The organism is Azospirillum soli (assembly GCF_017876165.1).
GTDB classification, from domain to species: domain Bacteria; phylum Pseudomonadota; class Alphaproteobacteria; order Azospirillales; family Azospirillaceae; genus Azospirillum; species Azospirillum soli.
In genome coordinates this window covers 154393-170591 of sequence record NZ_JAGINQ010000012.1, presented here as the reverse complement: position 1 = coordinate 170591, position 16199 = coordinate 154393, and the positions used below count along the sequence as shown (strand labels likewise).

The 16199-nt window shown below is 67.7% G+C and carries 20 protein-coding genes, 2 tRNA genes, 1 pseudogene and 1 riboswitch; of the genes and pseudogenes, 12 read left to right on the top strand and 11 right to left on the bottom strand.

The genetic code is table 11. The features are described from left to right. Positions 1-6 precede the first annotated feature (6 nt). Together J2852_RS19300 and J2852_RS19295 are read right to left on the bottom strand one after the other, a co-directional pair. Positions 7-846: an aldo/keto reductase gene (locus J2852_RS19300; RefSeq protein ID WP_209878517.1), complete on the bottom strand. Its 840-nt coding sequence runs from the start codon at positions 844-846 to the stop codon at positions 7-9. Between the two features lie 45 nt (positions 847-891). Continuing rightward, a pseudogene (locus J2852_RS19295) lies at positions 892-1026 on the bottom strand (hypothetical protein); the annotation flags it as partial. Between the two features lie 341 nt (positions 1027-1367). Between J2852_RS19295 and mgrA the strand changes: the two are divergent. Continuing rightward, a complete protein-coding gene (gene mgrA / locus J2852_RS19290) occupies positions 1368-2408 on the top strand; it encodes an L-glyceraldehyde 3-phosphate reductase (RefSeq protein ID WP_209878514.1) in 1041 nt (346 codons plus the stop codon). 131 nt (positions 2409-2539) lie between these two features. Here the strand turns inward: mgrA and J2852_RS19285 are convergent, their stop codons facing one another. The 5 genes from J2852_RS19285 to J2852_RS19265 form a co-directional block, all read right to left on the bottom strand. Then, positions 2540-3364 carry a universal stress protein gene (locus J2852_RS19285; RefSeq protein WP_209878512.1) on the bottom strand — a complete coding sequence of 275 codons (825 nt, stop codon included), beginning with the start codon at positions 3362-3364 and terminating at the stop codon, positions 2540-2542. Positions 3365-3445: 81 nt separating this feature from the next. Then, on the bottom strand, positions 3446-4387 hold the full coding sequence (locus tag J2852_RS19280) for an ABC transporter substrate-binding protein (protein WP_209878510.1): 942 nt from the start codon (positions 4385-4387) through the stop codon (positions 3446-3448). A gap of 5 nt (positions 4388-4392) precedes the next feature. After that, positions 4393-5154: an ABC transporter permease gene (locus J2852_RS19275; RefSeq protein ID WP_209878508.1), complete on the bottom strand. Its 762-nt coding sequence runs from the start codon at positions 5152-5154 to the stop codon at positions 4393-4395. Beyond that, complete coding sequence (locus J2852_RS19270; protein ID WP_209878506.1) at positions 5151-5912, bottom strand: ABC transporter ATP-binding protein; 762 nt, start codon at positions 5910-5912, stop codon at positions 5151-5153. Before J2852_RS19270 ends, J2852_RS19275 begins: the two co-directional genes overlap by 4 nt. After that, a riboswitch (TPP riboswitch) is annotated at positions 5909-6016 on the bottom strand. (Overlaps the previous gene by 4 nt.) A gap of 37 nt (positions 6017-6053) precedes the next feature. Then, positions 6054-6797, bottom strand: a complete 744-nt coding sequence (locus J2852_RS19265; protein ID WP_209878504.1) for a DUF1194 domain-containing protein — start codon at positions 6795-6797, stop codon at positions 6054-6056. Positions 6798-6916: 119 nt separating this feature from the next. Here J2852_RS19265 and J2852_RS19260 point away from each other — a divergent pair, with 119 nt between their 5' ends. Beyond that, positions 6917-8044, top strand: coding sequence for an acetoin utilization protein AcuC (locus J2852_RS19260; protein WP_209878502.1), 1128 nt, complete (start codon positions 6917-6919; stop codon positions 8042-8044). Here the strand turns inward: J2852_RS19260 and J2852_RS19255 are convergent. Further along, a complete protein-coding gene (locus J2852_RS19255; RefSeq protein WP_209878500.1) occupies positions 8033-8200 on the bottom strand; it encodes a hypothetical protein in 168 nt (55 codons plus the stop codon). The two genes, J2852_RS19260 and J2852_RS19255, sit on opposite strands and share 12 nt — an antisense overlap. Here J2852_RS19255 and J2852_RS19250 point away from each other — a divergent pair. The 6 genes from J2852_RS19250 (at position 8190) to J2852_RS19225 (ending at position 13302) form a co-directional block, all read left to right on the top strand. Then, a complete protein-coding gene (locus tag J2852_RS19250) occupies positions 8190-8768 on the top strand; it encodes a hypothetical protein (protein WP_209878498.1) in 579 nt (192 codons plus the stop codon). The two genes, J2852_RS19255 and J2852_RS19250, sit on opposite strands and share 11 nt — an antisense overlap. Continuing rightward, positions 8765-9322: a hypothetical protein gene (locus J2852_RS19245; RefSeq protein ID WP_209878496.1), complete on the top strand. Its 558-nt coding sequence runs from the start codon at positions 8765-8767 to the stop codon at positions 9320-9322. Before J2852_RS19250 ends, J2852_RS19245 begins: the two co-directional genes overlap by 4 nt. A gap of 84 nt (positions 9323-9406) precedes the next feature. Beyond that, on the top strand, positions 9407-9877 hold the full coding sequence (locus J2852_RS19240) for a DUF192 domain-containing protein (RefSeq protein ID WP_209878494.1): 471 nt from the start codon (positions 9407-9409) through the stop codon (positions 9875-9877). A 110-nt stretch (positions 9878-9987) separates the two neighbouring features. Beyond that, complete coding sequence (locus J2852_RS19235; RefSeq protein WP_209878492.1) at positions 9988-11331, top strand: efflux RND transporter periplasmic adaptor subunit; 1344 nt, start codon at positions 9988-9990, stop codon at positions 11329-11331. Continuing rightward, positions 11321-12073 carry an ABC transporter ATP-binding protein gene (locus J2852_RS19230; RefSeq protein WP_246499838.1) on the top strand — a complete coding sequence of 251 codons (753 nt, stop codon included), beginning with the start codon at positions 11321-11323 and terminating at the stop codon, positions 12071-12073. Before J2852_RS19235 ends, J2852_RS19230 begins: the two co-directional genes overlap by 11 nt. After that, entirely contained in the window at positions 12070-13302 is a 1233-nt protein-coding gene (locus J2852_RS19225; protein WP_209878489.1) for an ABC transporter permease, read from the top strand. Before J2852_RS19230 ends, J2852_RS19225 begins: the two co-directional genes overlap by 4 nt. Here J2852_RS19225 and J2852_RS19220 read toward each other — a convergent pair. Next, a complete protein-coding gene (locus tag J2852_RS19220) occupies positions 13264-13749 on the bottom strand; it encodes a glycosyltransferase (RefSeq protein ID WP_209878487.1) in 486 nt (161 codons plus the stop codon). The genes J2852_RS19225 and J2852_RS19220 overlap by 39 nt on opposite strands. Before the next feature lie 144 nt (positions 13750-13893). Here J2852_RS19220 and J2852_RS19215 point away from each other — a divergent pair. From J2852_RS19215 to J2852_RS19205, 3 genes are all read left to right on the top strand, one after another. Continuing rightward, positions 13894-13970, top strand: a tRNA-Pro gene (locus J2852_RS19215). A 59-nt stretch (positions 13971-14029) separates the two neighbouring features. Beyond that, positions 14030-14326, top strand: a complete 297-nt coding sequence (locus tag J2852_RS19210; RefSeq protein WP_209878485.1) for an ETC complex I subunit — start codon at positions 14030-14032, stop codon at positions 14324-14326. Between the two features lie 34 nt (positions 14327-14360). Continuing rightward, positions 14361-14437: transfer RNA gene (locus J2852_RS19205), tRNA-Arg, on the top strand. A 310-nt stretch (positions 14438-14747) separates the two neighbouring features. Here J2852_RS19205 and J2852_RS19200 read toward each other — a convergent pair. Next, on the bottom strand, positions 14748-14948 hold the full coding sequence (locus J2852_RS19200; RefSeq protein WP_209878483.1) for a hypothetical protein: 201 nt from the start codon (positions 14946-14948) through the stop codon (positions 14748-14750). Positions 14949-15049: 101 nt separating this feature from the next. Here J2852_RS19200 and J2852_RS19195 point away from each other — a divergent pair, with 101 nt between their 5' ends. Further along, positions 15050-15289 (top strand): DUF6460 domain-containing protein, encoded by a 240-nt coding sequence (locus tag J2852_RS19195; RefSeq protein ID WP_209878481.1) that lies wholly within the window; start codon positions 15050-15052, stop codon positions 15287-15289. A gap of 480 nt (positions 15290-15769) precedes the next feature. On the opposite strand, the gene hisI is transcribed toward J2852_RS19195, so the two are convergent. Further along, a complete protein-coding gene (gene hisI / locus J2852_RS19190; RefSeq protein WP_209878479.1) occupies positions 15770-16195 on the bottom strand; it encodes a phosphoribosyl-AMP cyclohydrolase in 426 nt (141 codons plus the stop codon). Positions 16196-16199 lie beyond the last annotated feature (4 nt).

Sequence of the window (16199 nt, the reverse complement as noted above, 5' to 3'; positions counted from 1 at the left end):
GCATGCCTACAGCATCTCCAGCGGCCGTGGCATGCGCGGCGGCGGGAAGGCGCTGTCGAGGGTGGCGAGATCATGCTCGTCGAGACGCAGATCCAACGCCGCGCGGTTCTCCCGCACATGCGCCGGGTTGGACGCCTTGGGAATGGCGATGACTCCCTTCTGCCGCAGCAGCCATGCCAACGCCACCTGGGCGGGCGTCGCCCCATGCCGTTCCGCCACGGCGCGCAGGCGGGCATCGCGCAGCATGCGCCCCCGCTCGATGGGCGAATAGGCCATGATCGGAATGCCCTGGCGAAGGCACCATGGCTTAAACGCGAACTCGATGCCCCTGCGCGTCAGGTTGTAGAGCAGTTGGTTGGCCTGCACCGCCCCGCCGCCCGGCACCTTCATGAGGTCCTTCATGGCCGCCAGATCGAGATTGCTGACGCCCCAATGGCGGATCTTGCCGTCGCGCATCAGCGCCTCGAACCCTTCCACCGTCTCGGCAAAAGGGTGCGAACCACGCCAGTGCAGCAGGTAGAGGTCGATCCGGTCCGTGCGCATGCGGCGGAGGCTGCGCTCGCACGCCTCAATGGTTCCCTGGCGCGAGGCGTTGGAGGGCAACACCTTGCTGACCAGGAACACCTCGTCCCGGCGTCCCTCGATGGCGTCTGCGACGACCTCTTCGGCTCCGCCGTCGGCGTACATTTCCGCCGTGTCGATCAGCGTCATGCCGAGGTCGAGGCCGAGGCGCAGCGCATCGGACTCCCGCGCCCGCTCGCGGTCATCCTCGCCCATGTACCATGTGCCTTGGCCCAGGATGGAGATGGCCTCGCCGGCGGGAAGGGCGGTCGTCGGAACGCTCATGCACACCTCCGCATCATGTCACGGGTGCAGGGTTGAACAGCGTCATCACCTCGCGCAGGCCCCGGAGGTCCGCCCAAGTCTGCTTGCCTTGACCACCGGAGCCCTGGCGAGACCATACGGCGTGCCGCGCCCGGCCGTGAAGGCTCCCATGTTGCAGCCCGACGCCAATTGCAGCGTACCGCAAACGAAGCTGCTTTCACCTCGCCATCGTCATCTGGAATGCGCCTGCACGGGCGAGCGCCGCTCAAAATACAGTTTTCGCGCGGACGGTACGGTTTAACGTATGCTTAGCATATAGATTTAATAGACTATGAGCATCTGCACGAAACGGCCAGCGGCAACGACGGGAGACCGGGCGATGAGCGGCGCTCCCACACTGCCTTGGCGATCAAGCCGATCAATGGCAGCATTGGCGCCGAAGCCGCCTCAATTATAATAGCACGAACGATTGGGCCGGCAGAAACTTCCCGCCGCTCCCATCTGTCGTTGTCATCCGTTTCTTTTCATTCGGGATTTCGATCATGACGTCACCCTACATCGCCGCTCCCGCCCGTTACGAACAGGCCGCCTTCCGCCGCAGCGGGCGGAGCGGGCTCGACCTTCCGGCGATCTCGCTCGGGCTGTGGCAGAATTTCGGCGGGACGGACGTGTTCGAAACCGGGCGCGCCGTGCTGCGCCGCGCCTTCGACCGGGGCGTGACGCATTTCGACCTCGCCAACAACTACGGCCCGCCGCCGGGCTCGGCGGAGGAGAATTTCGGCCGCATCCTGGCGACCGACTTCCGCCCCTACCGGGATGAGATCGTCGTTTCGACCAAGGCCGGCTACGACATGTGGCCCGGCCCCTATGGCAGTTGGGGGTCGCGCAAGTACCTGACCGCCAGCCTGGACCAGAGCCTCAAGCGCATGGGGCTCGACTATGTGGACATTTTCTATTCGCACCGGGTCGATCCGCGCACGCCGCTGGAGGAGACCATGGGCGCGCTGAACCACGCCGTGCGCCAGGGCAAGGCGCTCTACGTCGGCATTTCCTCCTACTCCGCCGAGGAGACGCGGCGGGCGGCGGCGATCCTGAAGGGCCTCGGCACGCCCTGCCTGATCCACCAGCCCTCCTACTCCATGCTGAACCGCTGGATCGAAGGCGGTCTGCTCGACACGTTGGAGGATCTGGGCATCGGCTGCATCGCCTTCTCGCCACTGGCCCAGGGCCTGCTGACCTCCAAATACCTGAGCGGCCAACCGAACGACGCCCGCGCCGCCAAGGGCGGAACCCTGCGCGCGCATTTCCTGTCGGCGGAGAATCTGGAGCGCGTCCGCGCGCTGGACGCCATCGCGCAGGCGCGGGGGCAGACGCTGGCGCAGATGGCCATTGCCTGGGTTCTGCGCGACCCGCGCATCACCTCCGCCCTGATCGGTGCCCGCAATGTGGAGCAGTTGGACAACTCGCTCGACGCGCTAAAGAACACCGCCTTCTCGCCGGAGGAGCTGGCTGCCATCGACACCCACGCGGTGGAAGGCGGCATCAACCTCTGGCAGGCCTCTGCCACCGCCAAGGCCGGCTGACGGGGGGCGCTCGGCGCCGGCACAGGTCTGGTTCAATCCACTGTGTCGGCGCTCACCCCGCCCCAGCATTTCCTGCGCGACCGATGCGCCGACGCCGCCCGTCACCTGACGAAGGCGGCGCCCTGACCGGTTCAGTGCGACATCAGCGCGGGCATGTTGAGGTGGGTCAGCACGGTCCGCGTGGCGCCGCCCAGCACCAATTCGCGGAGACGGGAATGGCCGTAGGCGCCCATGACCAGCAGGTCGGCCGCCGAATCGCGGGCGCAGCTCAGGATCACCTCGCCCACGTCGTTGCCCTGATGGATGTTGGCCTGATGATGGCTGCGCACGCCGTGGCGTTCCAGCCAGATCATCAGGTCGCGCCCGCTGTCCAGCGTGTGGCCCGGCGCGTCGATGGTCAGCACGGTAACCTTCTCCGCCGCCTTCAGGAAGGGCAGCGCGTTGCGGACGGCGCGCCCGGCCTCCCGCGTATTCTTCCAGGCGATCACCGCATGCCGCCCGATGGAGCCGTCCGCCGGGAAGTCGTGCGGCAGCACCAGCGTGGGGCAGGGCGTTTCCAGCGGCAGCTGGTCGGGCACGTGCAGCAGCACCCGCTCGCTCTCGGTGCCGCCGTGGCTCTGCGTGACGATGGCGAGGTCGGCGTAGGTGGCGCGCTTCGCCAGCAGCTCCACATGGTCGCCCTCGACCACCGACCAGGAATAGGAACAGTCCTTCAGCGCCTGCCGAACCTCGTGCTCCACCTGGGTCGCCTTCTCGTGCGCGATGGCCGTCGCCTCGGCGATGTAGCCGTAGGAGGCGCCGCGCCCGGTCACCGCCGCCGGCATCGACACCGGGGTGGCGACGTACAGCACCTCCACATAGGCGCCAAAGCGCTGGGCGAGGCCAACGGCGACCTCTAGCCGGGCGGAGTGCCGGTCGTCGTTGGCCATATGCAGCAGAATGGTCTTGATCGGCATGGGTTCGCTCGCAGTAATCGGCCCCGGAGCGGGCGTCACCATAGGTAACGCCCGACGGGGTCAAATGGCAACGGAGGGTCTTTACTTCACCACCACGGCGTAGCGCTCGACCGGTTCGACCTTCTGGATCAGCCCGCGCGCCTTCAGGAACTCGGCGAAGCGGGCATAGCGGACGGTGTCCAGCGCCGCCGGGCTGTGCGAGAATCGGGGCAGGGTGGCCGCCCAGGCGCGGCGGTTCAGCTCGTCGTTCAGCTCCGGCCGGCCGTTGATGAAGGCGGCGTGCGCCTCCTCCGGATGGTTCAGGATGTAGAAGGTGGCGCGCTCCACCGCCTCCAGGAAACGCTTGATGCGCGGGTCGGCGGCCTTGGTCTGGTGCGCCACGACGATCAGCTCGTCATAGGCGGGCACGCCCTCCTCCTCGGGGTAGAAGGCGATGCCGGGCTTCTTCTCGATGTCCAGTTGGTTCAGCTCGAAGTTCCGGAAGGCACCGATGACCGCGTCCACCTGACCGGACAACAGGGCCGGCGACAGCGAGAAGTTGACGTTCACCAGTTCCACGTCCTTCAGCGTCAGCCCGTGCTTTTCCAGCATGGCGCCGAGCAGCGCGTCCTCGAACCCGCCGACCGAGAAGCCGACCTTGCGGCCCTTCAGATCCTTGACCGACTTCACCGGCCCGTCGCGCAGCGCGACGACGGAGTTCAGCGGCGTGGACACCAGCGTGCCGATGCGCACCAGCGGCAGCCCTTCGCCAACCTGAATCTGCAACTGGGGCTGGTAGGAGATGGCGAGGTCCGCCTGACCGGCGGCGACCAGCTTCGGCGGGTCGTTCGGGTCGGCGGGGGCGGTCAGCGTCACGTCCAGCCCGGCCTCCTTGAAGAAGCCCTTTTCCTGCGCCACCACCAGCGGCGCGTGGTCCGGGTTCACGAACCAGTCCAGCAGGACGGACAGCTTGTCCTGGGCGGCGGCCGGAAGGGCCGTCAGCAGCCCGGCGGCCAGCGCCGCCACCGCGAGAGTGCGCTTCATCCGAATCAGTCCTTTTCCTGAGCGGGGTGCGAATCGGGTTGCCAGGGCAGCGCCCAGCGGATCAGCGCGTCCACGGCGGCGTACAGCGTCACCGCGAAGACGCCCAGCACGGCGAGCGCCGCGAACAACAGGTCGATCTGCATCCGCGCGTTGGCGTGCAGCATCAGGTAGCCAAGCCCGGAGGAGGAGCCGACCCACTCCCCGATCACCGCGCCGATGGGCGCCACCGCCGCCGCCACGCGCACGCCGGACCCAAAGGCGGGCAAGGCCGCCGGCAGGCGGATGTGCCACAGCACCGACCGGCGCGACGCCCCCATGGTGCGCGCCAGATCCAGCCACCCCGCCTCCGTCCGGCGCAGCCCGTCGAACAGGGCGGTGGTGACGGGGAAATAGATGATCAGCGTCGCCATGGCGATCTTCGACGCCATGCCGTAGCCGAGCCAAAGCACCAGCAGCGGCGCCAGCGCGAAGACCGGGATCGCCTGGCTGACCACCAGAACCGGCATCAGCCACCGCCGCGCCGTCCGGAAGCTGGCCAGCGTCAGGGCGCTGACGCTACCCAGCGCGACGCCCAGCCCCAAGCCCAGCAGAATCTCGATCAGCGTCGTCGTGCCGTGCTGAATCAGCAGCGGCGCCTGCCGTTGCAGCGCGTCGGCCACCGCCAGCGGCGCCGGCAGGATGTAGCGCGGCACCCCGGTCAGCAGGACGATGGCCTGCCAGACGCCCAGAAGCACGGCCAGGGTGATCAGCGCGCGGAGGATCCTCATCCCGCCAGCCTCCGCAGCAGCTCGGCCTGGAGCGCCAGCAGGGCCGGATCGTCCACCGCGCGCGGCGGCAGGCCGGGCGGTTCCAGCGCCGGCCCGACCGTCGCCGGCCGGCCCGTCATCACATGCACGCGATGCCCGATCCGCAGGGCCTCCAGCGGGTCGTGCGTCACCATCAGCACCGTGCGCCCGGCCAGCGCGTCGGCCGCCACGTCCTGCAAACGAAGGCGCGTCAGCGCGTCCAGCGCCGAGAACGGCTCATCCATCAGGACCAGCGGCTTGTCCTCCATCAGCGTGCGGGCGATGGCGACGCGCTGCCTCTGCCCGCCGGACAGCGTGGCTGGCCGGTCCTTCTCCCGCCCGGCGAGGCCCACCCGCTCCAGCAGCGCGCGGGCGCGCTCCACCAGCGCCGGAGTCCGCCGCTCGCCCCGCATCCGCGCGCCCAGCAGCACGTTGTCCAGCACGGTCAGCCAGGGCAGCAGCAAATCCTGCTGCGCCATGTAGGCGATCCGCCCACGAAGTGGCGCACCGTCCCCGGAAAGGATGGAGGTGGGCGGCTCCGGCTCCGCAAGGCCCGCGACCATGCGCAGCAGCGTCGTCTTGCCCACGCCGCTCGGCCCCAGCAGGCACGTCGTCACGCCCGCCTCGATGTGCAGCGTCAGGTCGGAGAACAGCGCGACCCCGCCATAGGTCAGGCGGGCGCCGGTCACCGTCACCGACAGGGGAGCATGGATGGTCTCAGGCCGTAGGGGCGCGTTCATGGGCGACTCACTGATCCCTTCGCCGGCATGATCCGGATCAGGTTCCAGGGGTCGTCTCCCAACAGAGACCTCTCAGCCGACCGCCGGCTCCCCCCAGTGATGTTCTGGGACTATGGCAACTTGACGCATGCCTCGCAAGCCTCAGCGGGCGGCGACATCCGTGTCCGGCTGCCGGCCGGAGATTTCCAGCAGCAGCTTCGCCAGAATGGCGTCGGCGAACGCCTCGAAGTTGACCGCCGGCACCAGGAAGGCTCCCGGACCGCCGATGACGTTGTCGCGATAATAGCGGTCCAGGTCCAGCGGCGGCGCGCCGCCCCAGGGGTTCGGGCGGTCGTTCAGGATCGGCAGCCCGTTGATGGTGATCCCCGCCGCCACCGCTTGATCCCGCGCCCACTCCACCGGGCGCCCCCGGTTGTTCACGCCATCGCCCGACACGTCGATGACCCGCCGCGTTCCCTCATAGCCGTTGCCGTCGAACAGCCGCGCGCTGTAGTCGATGGCCGCGCCGATCGCGGTCCACTGCGCGGTCATGGTGGGCGATTCGGCGATGGCCGAGGCGAAGGATTCGAGGCTCGCGCCATCCTGCAACACGGTCCAGCCGACCACCATGTGCTGGTAGCTGTCACCCGCCCATTCCACATAGGTCGCCGCGATGCGTCCGAAGGGACCGCCACGGATGGCCGCCTGCACCTTGGGATTCATGAGGGCGCCGACATAACCCTCCCGTTGCAACTGCGCTTCCTCCGGATCGACGCTGCCGGAAACATCGACGGCCAGCACCAATTCCAGATCGACCGGCGTTTCCGCCAGCGCCGGTGCCCCCATTCCTTGGGCCAGCGCCAGCATCAGCACGACCATCCCCGCGAACTGCCGGCTTCCGATCATCCCGCCGCCTCCCGCTTACCCCGATTATGAAAAAGGGGCCCGATTATGAAAAAGGGCTGTGCAGGGTCACGGCAAGGGGGCGTTGACGGATTGGCCTGTTCACGCCACCTCAGCATCCCATGTCCATACCACCGCTCTTCATCGGCAGCGAGATCTACCGGGGCTCCAGCTACGGCCCGAAGCATCCGCTCGCCATCCCCCGCGTCTCGACCGCCATCGACCTCAGCCGCGCCATGGGCTGGCTGCCGGACGAGGTCTACATCGACAGCCCGATGGCCTCGCCGCAGGAGTTGGCGCGCTTCCACACGCCCGACTACATCGACGCCTTGCACCGGGCCGAGGCAGCCCAGCGCGTCGATCCGGAAACGGGGGAGCGTTACAATCTGGGCCGGCTGGAAAACCCGATTTTCCCGGAGATGTACCGGCGCCCGGCGACCGCCGTGGGATCGGCGCTGCTGGCCGCGCGCATCCTGGCGGAACGGCCGGCGGGCATCGTCTACAGCCCGGCCAGCGGCACGCACCATGCCCGGCCCGGCCGCGCCAGCGGCTTCTGCTATTTCAACGCGCCGGTGCTGGGCATTCTGGCCCTGCTCGACGAGGGGATCGAGCGCGTCTGCTACGTCGATCTCGACGCCCATCACGGCGACGGGGTGGAGGAGGCCTTCGCCCACGACGACCGCGTGCTGACCATCTCCGTCCACGAGGAAGGGCGCTGGCCCTTCACCGGCAAGGCCGAGGATCGGGCCGGCGGCGTGGCGCGCAACCTGCCGGTCCCGCCGGGCTTCAATGACACGGAGATGGCGTACCTGCTGGAAAACGCCATCCTGCCGCTCGGCCGCGCCTTCCGGCCGCAGGTGGTGGTGATCCAGACCGGCTCCGACGCCCTGGCTGAGGATCCCCTCAGCCGTCTGGAACTGTCCAATGGTGCGCTGTGGGACGCAGTGCGCGCGCTGATGGGGCTTGCCCCGCGCCTGCTGGTGGTTGGCGGGGGCGGCTACAACCCGTGGTCCGTCGGCCGCTGCTGGGCCGGCGTGTGGGCAACCCTGAACGGCATCGACCCGGCCGTCCCGCCGACGCTGGAGGCCGAACGGGTGCTTCGCGCGCTGACATGGTCGCGCGCCGCCGGCCGCAACCCGCCCGAACACTGGTTCACCACGCTGGCCGACGCTCCACGGCCGGGGCCGGTGCGCGACGCGGTGCGGCGCGTTGTCGCTCTGGCCATGGAGGATTCGGTTTCAGGCCGATAACATTTGGAAAGCTTTTTGGTCAATCAACGACCATACATTGACCTCCCCGCGCGAATCGGCGATTCTGTCTTGCCAATGCGCGCCGTCCGCGTGCACCTCCACGACGGTGGCCCCACGGCGCGAAGGGAAGGGTAAAGGCCGGACGATGTCGAACACGACCCTGCTCCTGATCGCCATCGCCATGATGATGCTGGTGGCGGTTCCACTGGCGTTCATGCTGAAGGACTTTCTGCCGCGCGCCATGCTGCGGTCCTCCGGCCTGGAACAGCTGGAAAACCGTATCTACGTCCTGCATTCGGAAGCGCATGACCTGCAGGACCGCGTGAAGGGCCTGGAACAGCGGCGCAACCAGCTGTCGTCCGACAAGCACCGGGTTGAAAGCGACAACCGCAAGATGGAAAAGGCCATCGCGGAGCTGGCCGACCAGTCGCCGCTGTTCGTGCACGAGGTCGGCACCCCTCAGGCCGGTCTGACGAAGTTCATCGTTAACGTCTCCCAGGAAAAGGCGTCCGCTGCCGCGCGCGCGTCGGGCGACCGCGCCGCGGTCAACCCGATCTGGCGTTGCATCAACGTGGCCGAGGTGTGGGCCGCCAGCCTTGAGGACGCCAAGCAGCTCGTCGAGGTGGCCTTCCCCTTCAAGATGGGCTTCGAGAAGAGCTTCCAGAAGACGCCCGGCACGAACCAGCCGGGCAGGCCGTCCCAGGCGAAGGCGTCCGCGTCATGATGATCAACTTCCTGATCATCCTCGGCATCATCGCCATCGGCGCGTGGCTCGGAAACATCCTGCTGTCGGTCGAGGCGCAGGTATCGCAAAGCCGCACCCGCGTGCGCGCCGCCAAGGATTCGATCCACAAGATTGAAATGACGCTGCACCGTCTCCAGCGAGAGCAGGAGAATCTCAACAAGGAGATCGAGGAACTGCTCAACGACACGGTCGAGGCGCGCCGCAAACAGTCGGAGATCCAGCGCCGCCTGACCGAGGCGCAGGCCAGGCGCCGGCCGCAAATGCTCATCCTCACCGACCGGCGCAACCCCAACGACAAGGAATGGGTCGTCACCGTCGTCAACACCCAGATCGGGGAGATCGACGCCACCCATCCTCTGGCCGTGGAATGGGCGCGCGGGCGCGACTATCTGGTGTGGGCCGAGACCGACCGCGAAGCCGCCGAGCGCGCCAACCGCCGCTTCAGCGCGCGCCCCGGCTATCAGATCAAGTCGGTCGTCCCGGTGAAGGAAAACATCTACGCCTCCGGTGCCACCGCCCGCCCGGCGGCGTAAGGACGCTGGACAGACGGCGCCGCTGACGGCAAGAAACCCTCCCCGAACTTCTCGAAACAACTTCTCCAACACAGGTCGGCAGCGATGATCGGACGGACCCTGCGGGGCGTGCTTTTCGGCGTTCTGGTGCTCTTCACCGTGTTCCCCGCCGCCGCGTTGGAGAGTTTCGGGCGATCGTCCCTGACGGTGGAGACGGTGGCCGGCGGTCGCTACCGCTTTGACGTGGAGATGGCCGAAACCCCGGCGCAGCAGGCGCAGGGCCTGATGTTCCGCGAGAAGATGGCCCCCGACGCCGGCATGCTGTTCGTCTACGACCGGCCGCAGCCGGCCAGCTTCTGGATGAAGAACACGTTGATCCCGCTCGACATGATCTTCATCGGCGCAGACGGACGCATCGTGAACATCCACCAGAACGCCGTCCCGCATTCGGAGGCCGCCGTCAACTCCGCCGGTCCGGTGAAGGGCATCCTGGAGATCAACGGCGGCATGAGTTCGCGTCTGGGCATCCGCGCCGGCGACCGCGTCGTCCACCCGGTCTTCGGCAACGCCAAGTAAGGCGGGCGGGGACAATCGTCAGCCCCCGTGACAACACCCGCCGACTAACCCACATTTAGGCCCATATTGCCGTATAAATGACCGTGCCGGTGGCGCGCGGAGAGCGGTGGATGAGGCGGCGTTTCTTTCCCATTTTGGTGACGGCCCTGCTCGGCACGGCGGGGCTCTCGACCTACTTCATGCTGGCCCGCGCGGAACCGCCGCCGGCCTTTCGTCTGGCGCGCGTGGAGCAGGGCCCGCTGGTCAGCGCCATCACCGCCGCCGGCACGCTGAGCGCTGTGGTGACCGTCGAGGTCAGCTCCCAGCTGTCCGGCCAGATCGCCGAACTGAACGCCGACTTTAACAGCCAGGTCGGCGCCGGGCAGGTGCTCGCTCGTCTGAACGGTGACCAGTTGGACGCCCGTCTCGCCCAGGCCAGGGCCGATCTGGAATCAGCCCGCGCCACGCTGAATCAGCAGGCCGCCCAGTTCGACAAGGCAAAGGCTGACGTGGCGAACGCCAAGGCCAACGTCGCCAACGCCGCCGCCCAGGTCATGCGCTCCGATCTGGCCCTGCGCGACGCCGATCGCGACCTCGTCCGCCGCCAGGACCTGCGCGGGCGCGGCGTCGTGTCCACCTCCGACCTCGAAAAGGCGGAGACGGCGGCCCGCAGCGCCCGCGCCCAGCTCGCCTCCAGCAACGCCCAGAAGCAGCAGGCCGAAGCCGGCCTTGCCTCGTCCGAGGCCTCCCTCCAGGTCTCCGCCGCCCAGGTGGAGGTTGCCCGCGCCCAGGTGGCCCAGCGCGAGGCCGCGCTCCAGCTGGTCGAGGTGGACGTGAAACGGTCGGTCATCCGCTCGCCCATCGACGGGGTGGTGGTCAACCGCGCCATCAACATCGGCCAGACCGTGGCCGCCAGCCTGTCAGCCCCGACGCTGTTCACCATCGCCCAGGATCTTCGCCAGATGGAGGTGCTCGCCAACATCAACGAGGCCGACATCGGCCGCGTGCGCGAGGGGCTGCCGGTGCGCTTCACGGTCACCGCCTATCCCGGCGAGTTCTTTTCCGGTACCGTCTCCCAGGTTCGGCTGGCGCCGAAGGAGGAACAGAACGTCGTCACCTACATCGCCGTCATCACGGTGGAGAATCCCGGCATCCGCCTGCTGCCGGGCATGACCGCCAGCCTCAGCATCACCGTGGACGAGCGCGCTCGCGCCGTGAAGATCCCCAACGCCGCCCTGCGCTTCCGCCCGCCCGGCGTCGAGGCCCCGACCTCGCCCAGGCCCGAGACCGCACGCACCGTCTGGGTTCCCGGCGCGCAGGGCGCCCCGGTCGGCGTGCCGGTCAGCCTGGGTATCAGCGACGGCAGCTTTACGGAGGTGGTCTCGGGCGACCTCGCCGCCGGCCAGGACGTCATCACCGGCGTGGCCCTGCCGGACCGCGCCGACGCCCGCAAGGGGCCGCGCCTTGGCTTCTGACGCTCCCTGCCTCGACCACACCGCCTCGACGGAGGGCGCGCCCGCGCTGATCGCCGTGCGCAACCTCGTGCGCGCCTACACCATGGGTCCGCACACCGTCCGCGCGCTCGACGGCGTGTCCACGGAGGTGCGGCGGGGCGAGTTCGTGGCGGTCATGGGGCCGTCCGGATCCGGCAAGTCCACCTTCATGAACCTGCTGGGCTGTCTCGACCGCCCGGACGGCGGCAGCTACCACCTTGACGGGCAGGAGGTCAGCCGCCTGTCGGCCGACGAACTGGCCGTGGTGCGCAACCGCAAGATCGGTTTCGTCTTCCAGTCCTTCAACCTGCTGCCCCGGCAGTCCGCCCAGACCAACGTCGAATTGCCCATGGTCTACGCTGGCCTGGACCGCGTCGCCCGTGCCGAGAAGGCGCGCGCGGCGCTGGCCGCCGTCGGGCTGGATTCGCGCGGCCACCACCGACCCTCCCAGCTTTCCGGCGGCCAGCAGCAGCGCGTCGCCATCGCCCGAGCGCTGGTCAACGACCCGGTCCTGCTGCTGGCCGACGAGCCCACCGGAGCGCTGGATACCGCAACGAGTTTGGAGATCATGGCGCTGTTCCAGCGCCTGAACCGCGGCGGCATCACCATCGTTCTGGTGACGCACGAGCCTGACGTGGCGCGCTTCGCCGGCCGCGTCCTGATCTTCCGCGACGGCCATCTGGTGGACGATCACCGGCAGGAGCCGGAGGCGGCGGCTCCATGAACCCGCTGGACTCCGTCCGCACGGCGCTGGAAGCGTTGCGCGCCAACCCGCTGCGCAGCGCCCTGACCATGCTGGGCATCGTCATCGGCGTGGCGGCGGTGATCGCCATGGTCGCCGTGGGCGCGGGTGCGCGCGATCAGGTGCTGCGCCAGATCGCCAGCCTCGGCACCAACCTCATCATGGTCGGGCAGGGCAGCATCGCGCGCGGCGGGGTGAAGCTCGGCGCCGGCACCGCCTCGTCCCTGACGGAGGAGGACGCCGTCACCATCACGCGCGACATTCCCGGCGCCCGCATCGCCGCGCCGTCCGTGCGCTGGGGCCTGCAAATCGTGGCGGGCAACCAGAACTGGGGCACCGTCCTGTTCGGCATCACGCCCGATTACATGGACGCCCGCGAATGGACCATTGAGCAGGGGCGCGGCATCTCCGACGAGGATGTGGCCCAGGCGACCAAGGTCGTCGTGCTCGGCCAGACGGTGGTGCGCAACCTGTTCGGCGGCGGCGATCCGGTCGGCCAGCAGGTGCGCGTCTTCTCCACGCCCCTGACCGTCATCGGCGTGCTGAGCGAGAAGGGGCAGAACACCCAGGGCCAGGACCAGGACGACGTGATCTTCGTGCCGCTGTCCATGGCGAAGCGCAACATTCCGGGCATGGCGAAGTCCAACCCGCGCTTTATCCACTCGATGGTCATCAAGATGGACGAGGGCGCCGACATGGAGGCGGCGCAGACCCAGATCCGCGACCTGCTGCGCCAGCGCCACCGGCTGATACCCGGCCAGGACGACGATTTCTGGATGCGCAACCTGTCGGAGGTCGCGGCCACCCGCGACGCCTCGTCCCGCGCGCTGTCCTTCCTGCTGGCGGCGGTCGCGGCGGTGTCGCTGCTGGTCGGCGGCATCGGCATCATGAACATCATGCTGGTCAGCGTGACCGAGCGCACACGGGAAATCGGCCTGCGCCTCGCCATTGGCGCGCGGCGGCGCGACATCCTCGTCCAGTTCCTGATCGAGTCGACCACCCTGTCGATCATCGGCGCCGGGGTGGGCGTGCTGGTCGGCATCGGGACGGCCATGGTGGTCGCCAACCTCGCTGGCTGGCCGACCCTGATCCAGATCGACGCCGTGGTGCTGGCCGTGGTGGTCAGCGGCCTGATCGGCGTCTTCTTCGGACTCTACCCGGCCCGCCGCGCCTCATTGCTGAACCCCATCGACGCCCTGCGCCACGAGTGACGCCACCGCGTCTCCCAGCCGTCCGTCGTCGAATCCATCGATGATCGCCGCTGCGCGCGGGTAGAGCCTCCGGCGCAGAGCGTCCACCAGCCCACCCGCCGCCTCACCATTCTCGGCGATCACCACCGGGGTTCCCTGCCGCGCCAGAATCGCCGCCGCCAGCGCCACCACGTTCGCCGTGGCACCGGCTGCGACCAGCGCCGCCGGTTGCCGTTCCGCCAGGATGCGCGCCAGCGCCAGCGCCGAGGTCGCCGTGTGCCGCTTGGCAAGGTCGATCTGCCCGATCGCCGGATCCAGCCCCGCCCGCAAAGCCCCACCGCCCATCGGCGCCACCACGTCCACGGCGAAGCCGCGCCGCCGCAACCCGTTCGCCAAGGCGACCAAGGCGCGCTGCGCGGGCCCTTCCTCCAGGTTCGGCACGAAGACGGCAAAGCGAGGGGAGGGCATGGCGACGGGGGTCCATAATGGCGACGAATGGCCGCGGCACAGACTTACCGCAGCCGTGACGGATGATACGAAAGGGCTGCCCGATCCGGTAGACGCGGCTGCACCTTGCCGTTCGTTCGGCGTTCGTGTATCTCATCGCGGCGACGGGGCGTAGCGCAGTCTGGTAGCGCGCCAGTTTTGGGTACTGGAGGCCCCCGGTTCGAATCCGGGCGCCCCGACCATCGCCAGTATGTGTTGCCTGTGTGTTGAACGAACAACGTATCAGAGGAGATGCCGCGTCATGAAGGTCCGGATCTACCAGCCGAGCAAAGCGGCCACGCAATCCGGACGGGCCAAGACGCATCGCTGGCTGCTCGAATACGAGATCGAGACCCCGCGCCGTCCGGAGCCGCTGATGGGCTGGATCAGCTCGGGCGACACCCTGAATCAGGTAAAGATCGGCTTCGAGACCAAGGAAGAGGCCATCGCCTTCGCCGAGCGCAAGGGACTGGAATACGCCGTGCAGGACGCGCCCGTCCGCCGCGTCCGCCCGCGCAACTACGCCGACAACTTCCGCACCGACCGGCCGCGCTTCTGATCGGCCCGTTTGGTCGGCCCGTGGGATTGGTAAAGGCCCCATAGCTCAGTTGGATAGAGCAATCGCCTTCTAAGCGATAGGTCGCAGGTTCGAATCCTGCTGGGGTCGCCATCCCGGCGCGCGGCACCCATTACCGCACGGCGAAGGTCAGCATCCGGAAGGGTCCACCTCCGGATGCTGGAGCGATTCCAAAAAGAGCAACAGACTTATCCCCTGCGGAGAGAATGGCGCTTTTGGGTCGTTCTTTCGGACAGCATCGTTCGCGCTCGCGCGCCACACAGTGCTCAAACCCTTTGCATTCAGCGCTTTTCGGCGCATGCCCAAAATCCGGGCATGGCATTCAAGGCCCGGTGCCGCCAAAGCGGAACCAACCTCCTCCACAAAGTTATCCACAGATTCTGGGGATAAGCCGAAAGGCGACTCAGCCAGCCCTTTCGGCGCCCCTTGCGTGACGGGTCTCGTGGCTCAGCATGCAAGCCACGTCGGACCAGATGGCCTGAGCGTCGGCATCGCCCTCACGTTCGGCGACGGCGGCATTGTTCTTGGCCTTATCGCGCGCATCATCGCCATAGCGGCCGACCAGCAGGCCGGCCACGGCCCACAGCTGGTGACGTTCGCCCATGGCTTCCTCCTCTGGATCATCTCCTCGGAACCGGACCAGCGAGCGGGGCGTTTACGGTTGAGCCCTGCCATGCAGGTTCACGGTCGAAGTGAGGTGGTGCCTTGGGGTGGATCGTCAAGACGCTTCTGCTCTGTTTTCTCGTCGGTCTTGCGCTGTCCGTGCTGGACATCGACCCCGCCAGCATCATCACCAACACCTGGGCAACCATCCGCGACATCGCCGATCTGGCGGTCGGCGTGATCCGGTGGGCGCTGCCCTACATTCTGATCGGTGCGGTGATCGTCGTCCCGCTGTCGGTGCTGGGATTGCTTCTGCGCTGGTCGCGCAGCCGGGGGCCGTGACATCCCGGAATTCGCGCAAAAAGAAGGAGGCACCGTTGCCGGAGCCTCCAAGACGAATAAACAGGGAGGGTTAGAGACAAGACCCTTCTACCCGTTTCCCGACTTGGCTGCCTTGATCCACGTCAATGACGCGCATTGCCGCAATCTCCTGGCCGGCTGTCCGCCCCGGAGGCAAAAAGAAACCGGAGTTCCCAGGGGAAGCTCCGGTCAGTCAATACAGGGAGGGTTAGAGACAAGAAAAATCTAGCCGAACCGCCTATCCGGTTCGTTGATCTATATCAATTCGCTAAAATTTGAAACTTTTGTTCGCATGTGCAGCAACGCCCATACCCGCGCCGCACGCAAAAAAATAGCCGGGGGTTCCAGTGGAACCCCCGGCATAGGCGAATACAGGGAGGGTTAGAGACAGCCCGGTTGTAACCCAAAGGTCTGGGCTGCAACCATGACATAGATCAAAAATCTTCGGCGATGCAGCGAAGGTCAGGCGTGCTTGTGTCCGTCTTGCGCGTGTCCGTACAGCACCGCCGGATCGGTCTCCACCTCCTGAATGACCTCCAGCTTTCCGCCACGCACCGCGCGGTAGAAGCAGCTTCGGCGGCCGGTGTGGCAGGCGACGCCGTCCTGCTCCACGATCAGCAACAGCGTGTCGCCGTCGCAATCGACGCGGAAGTCCTTCAGGCGCTGCACCTGCCCGGACGTCTCGCCCTTGCGCCACAGCCCGCCGCGCGATCGCGACCAGTAGCAGACGCGGCCGGTGTTCAGCGTCTCCAGAACCGCGTCGCGGTTCATCCACGCCATCATCAGAATCTCGCCGGTTCCCTCCGCCTGTGCGATGGCCGGAACCAGCCCGTCGGCGTTGAACTTGATGGCGGCGAGAACCTCGTCGAACGCAGCGGCGTCCGTCATCGTG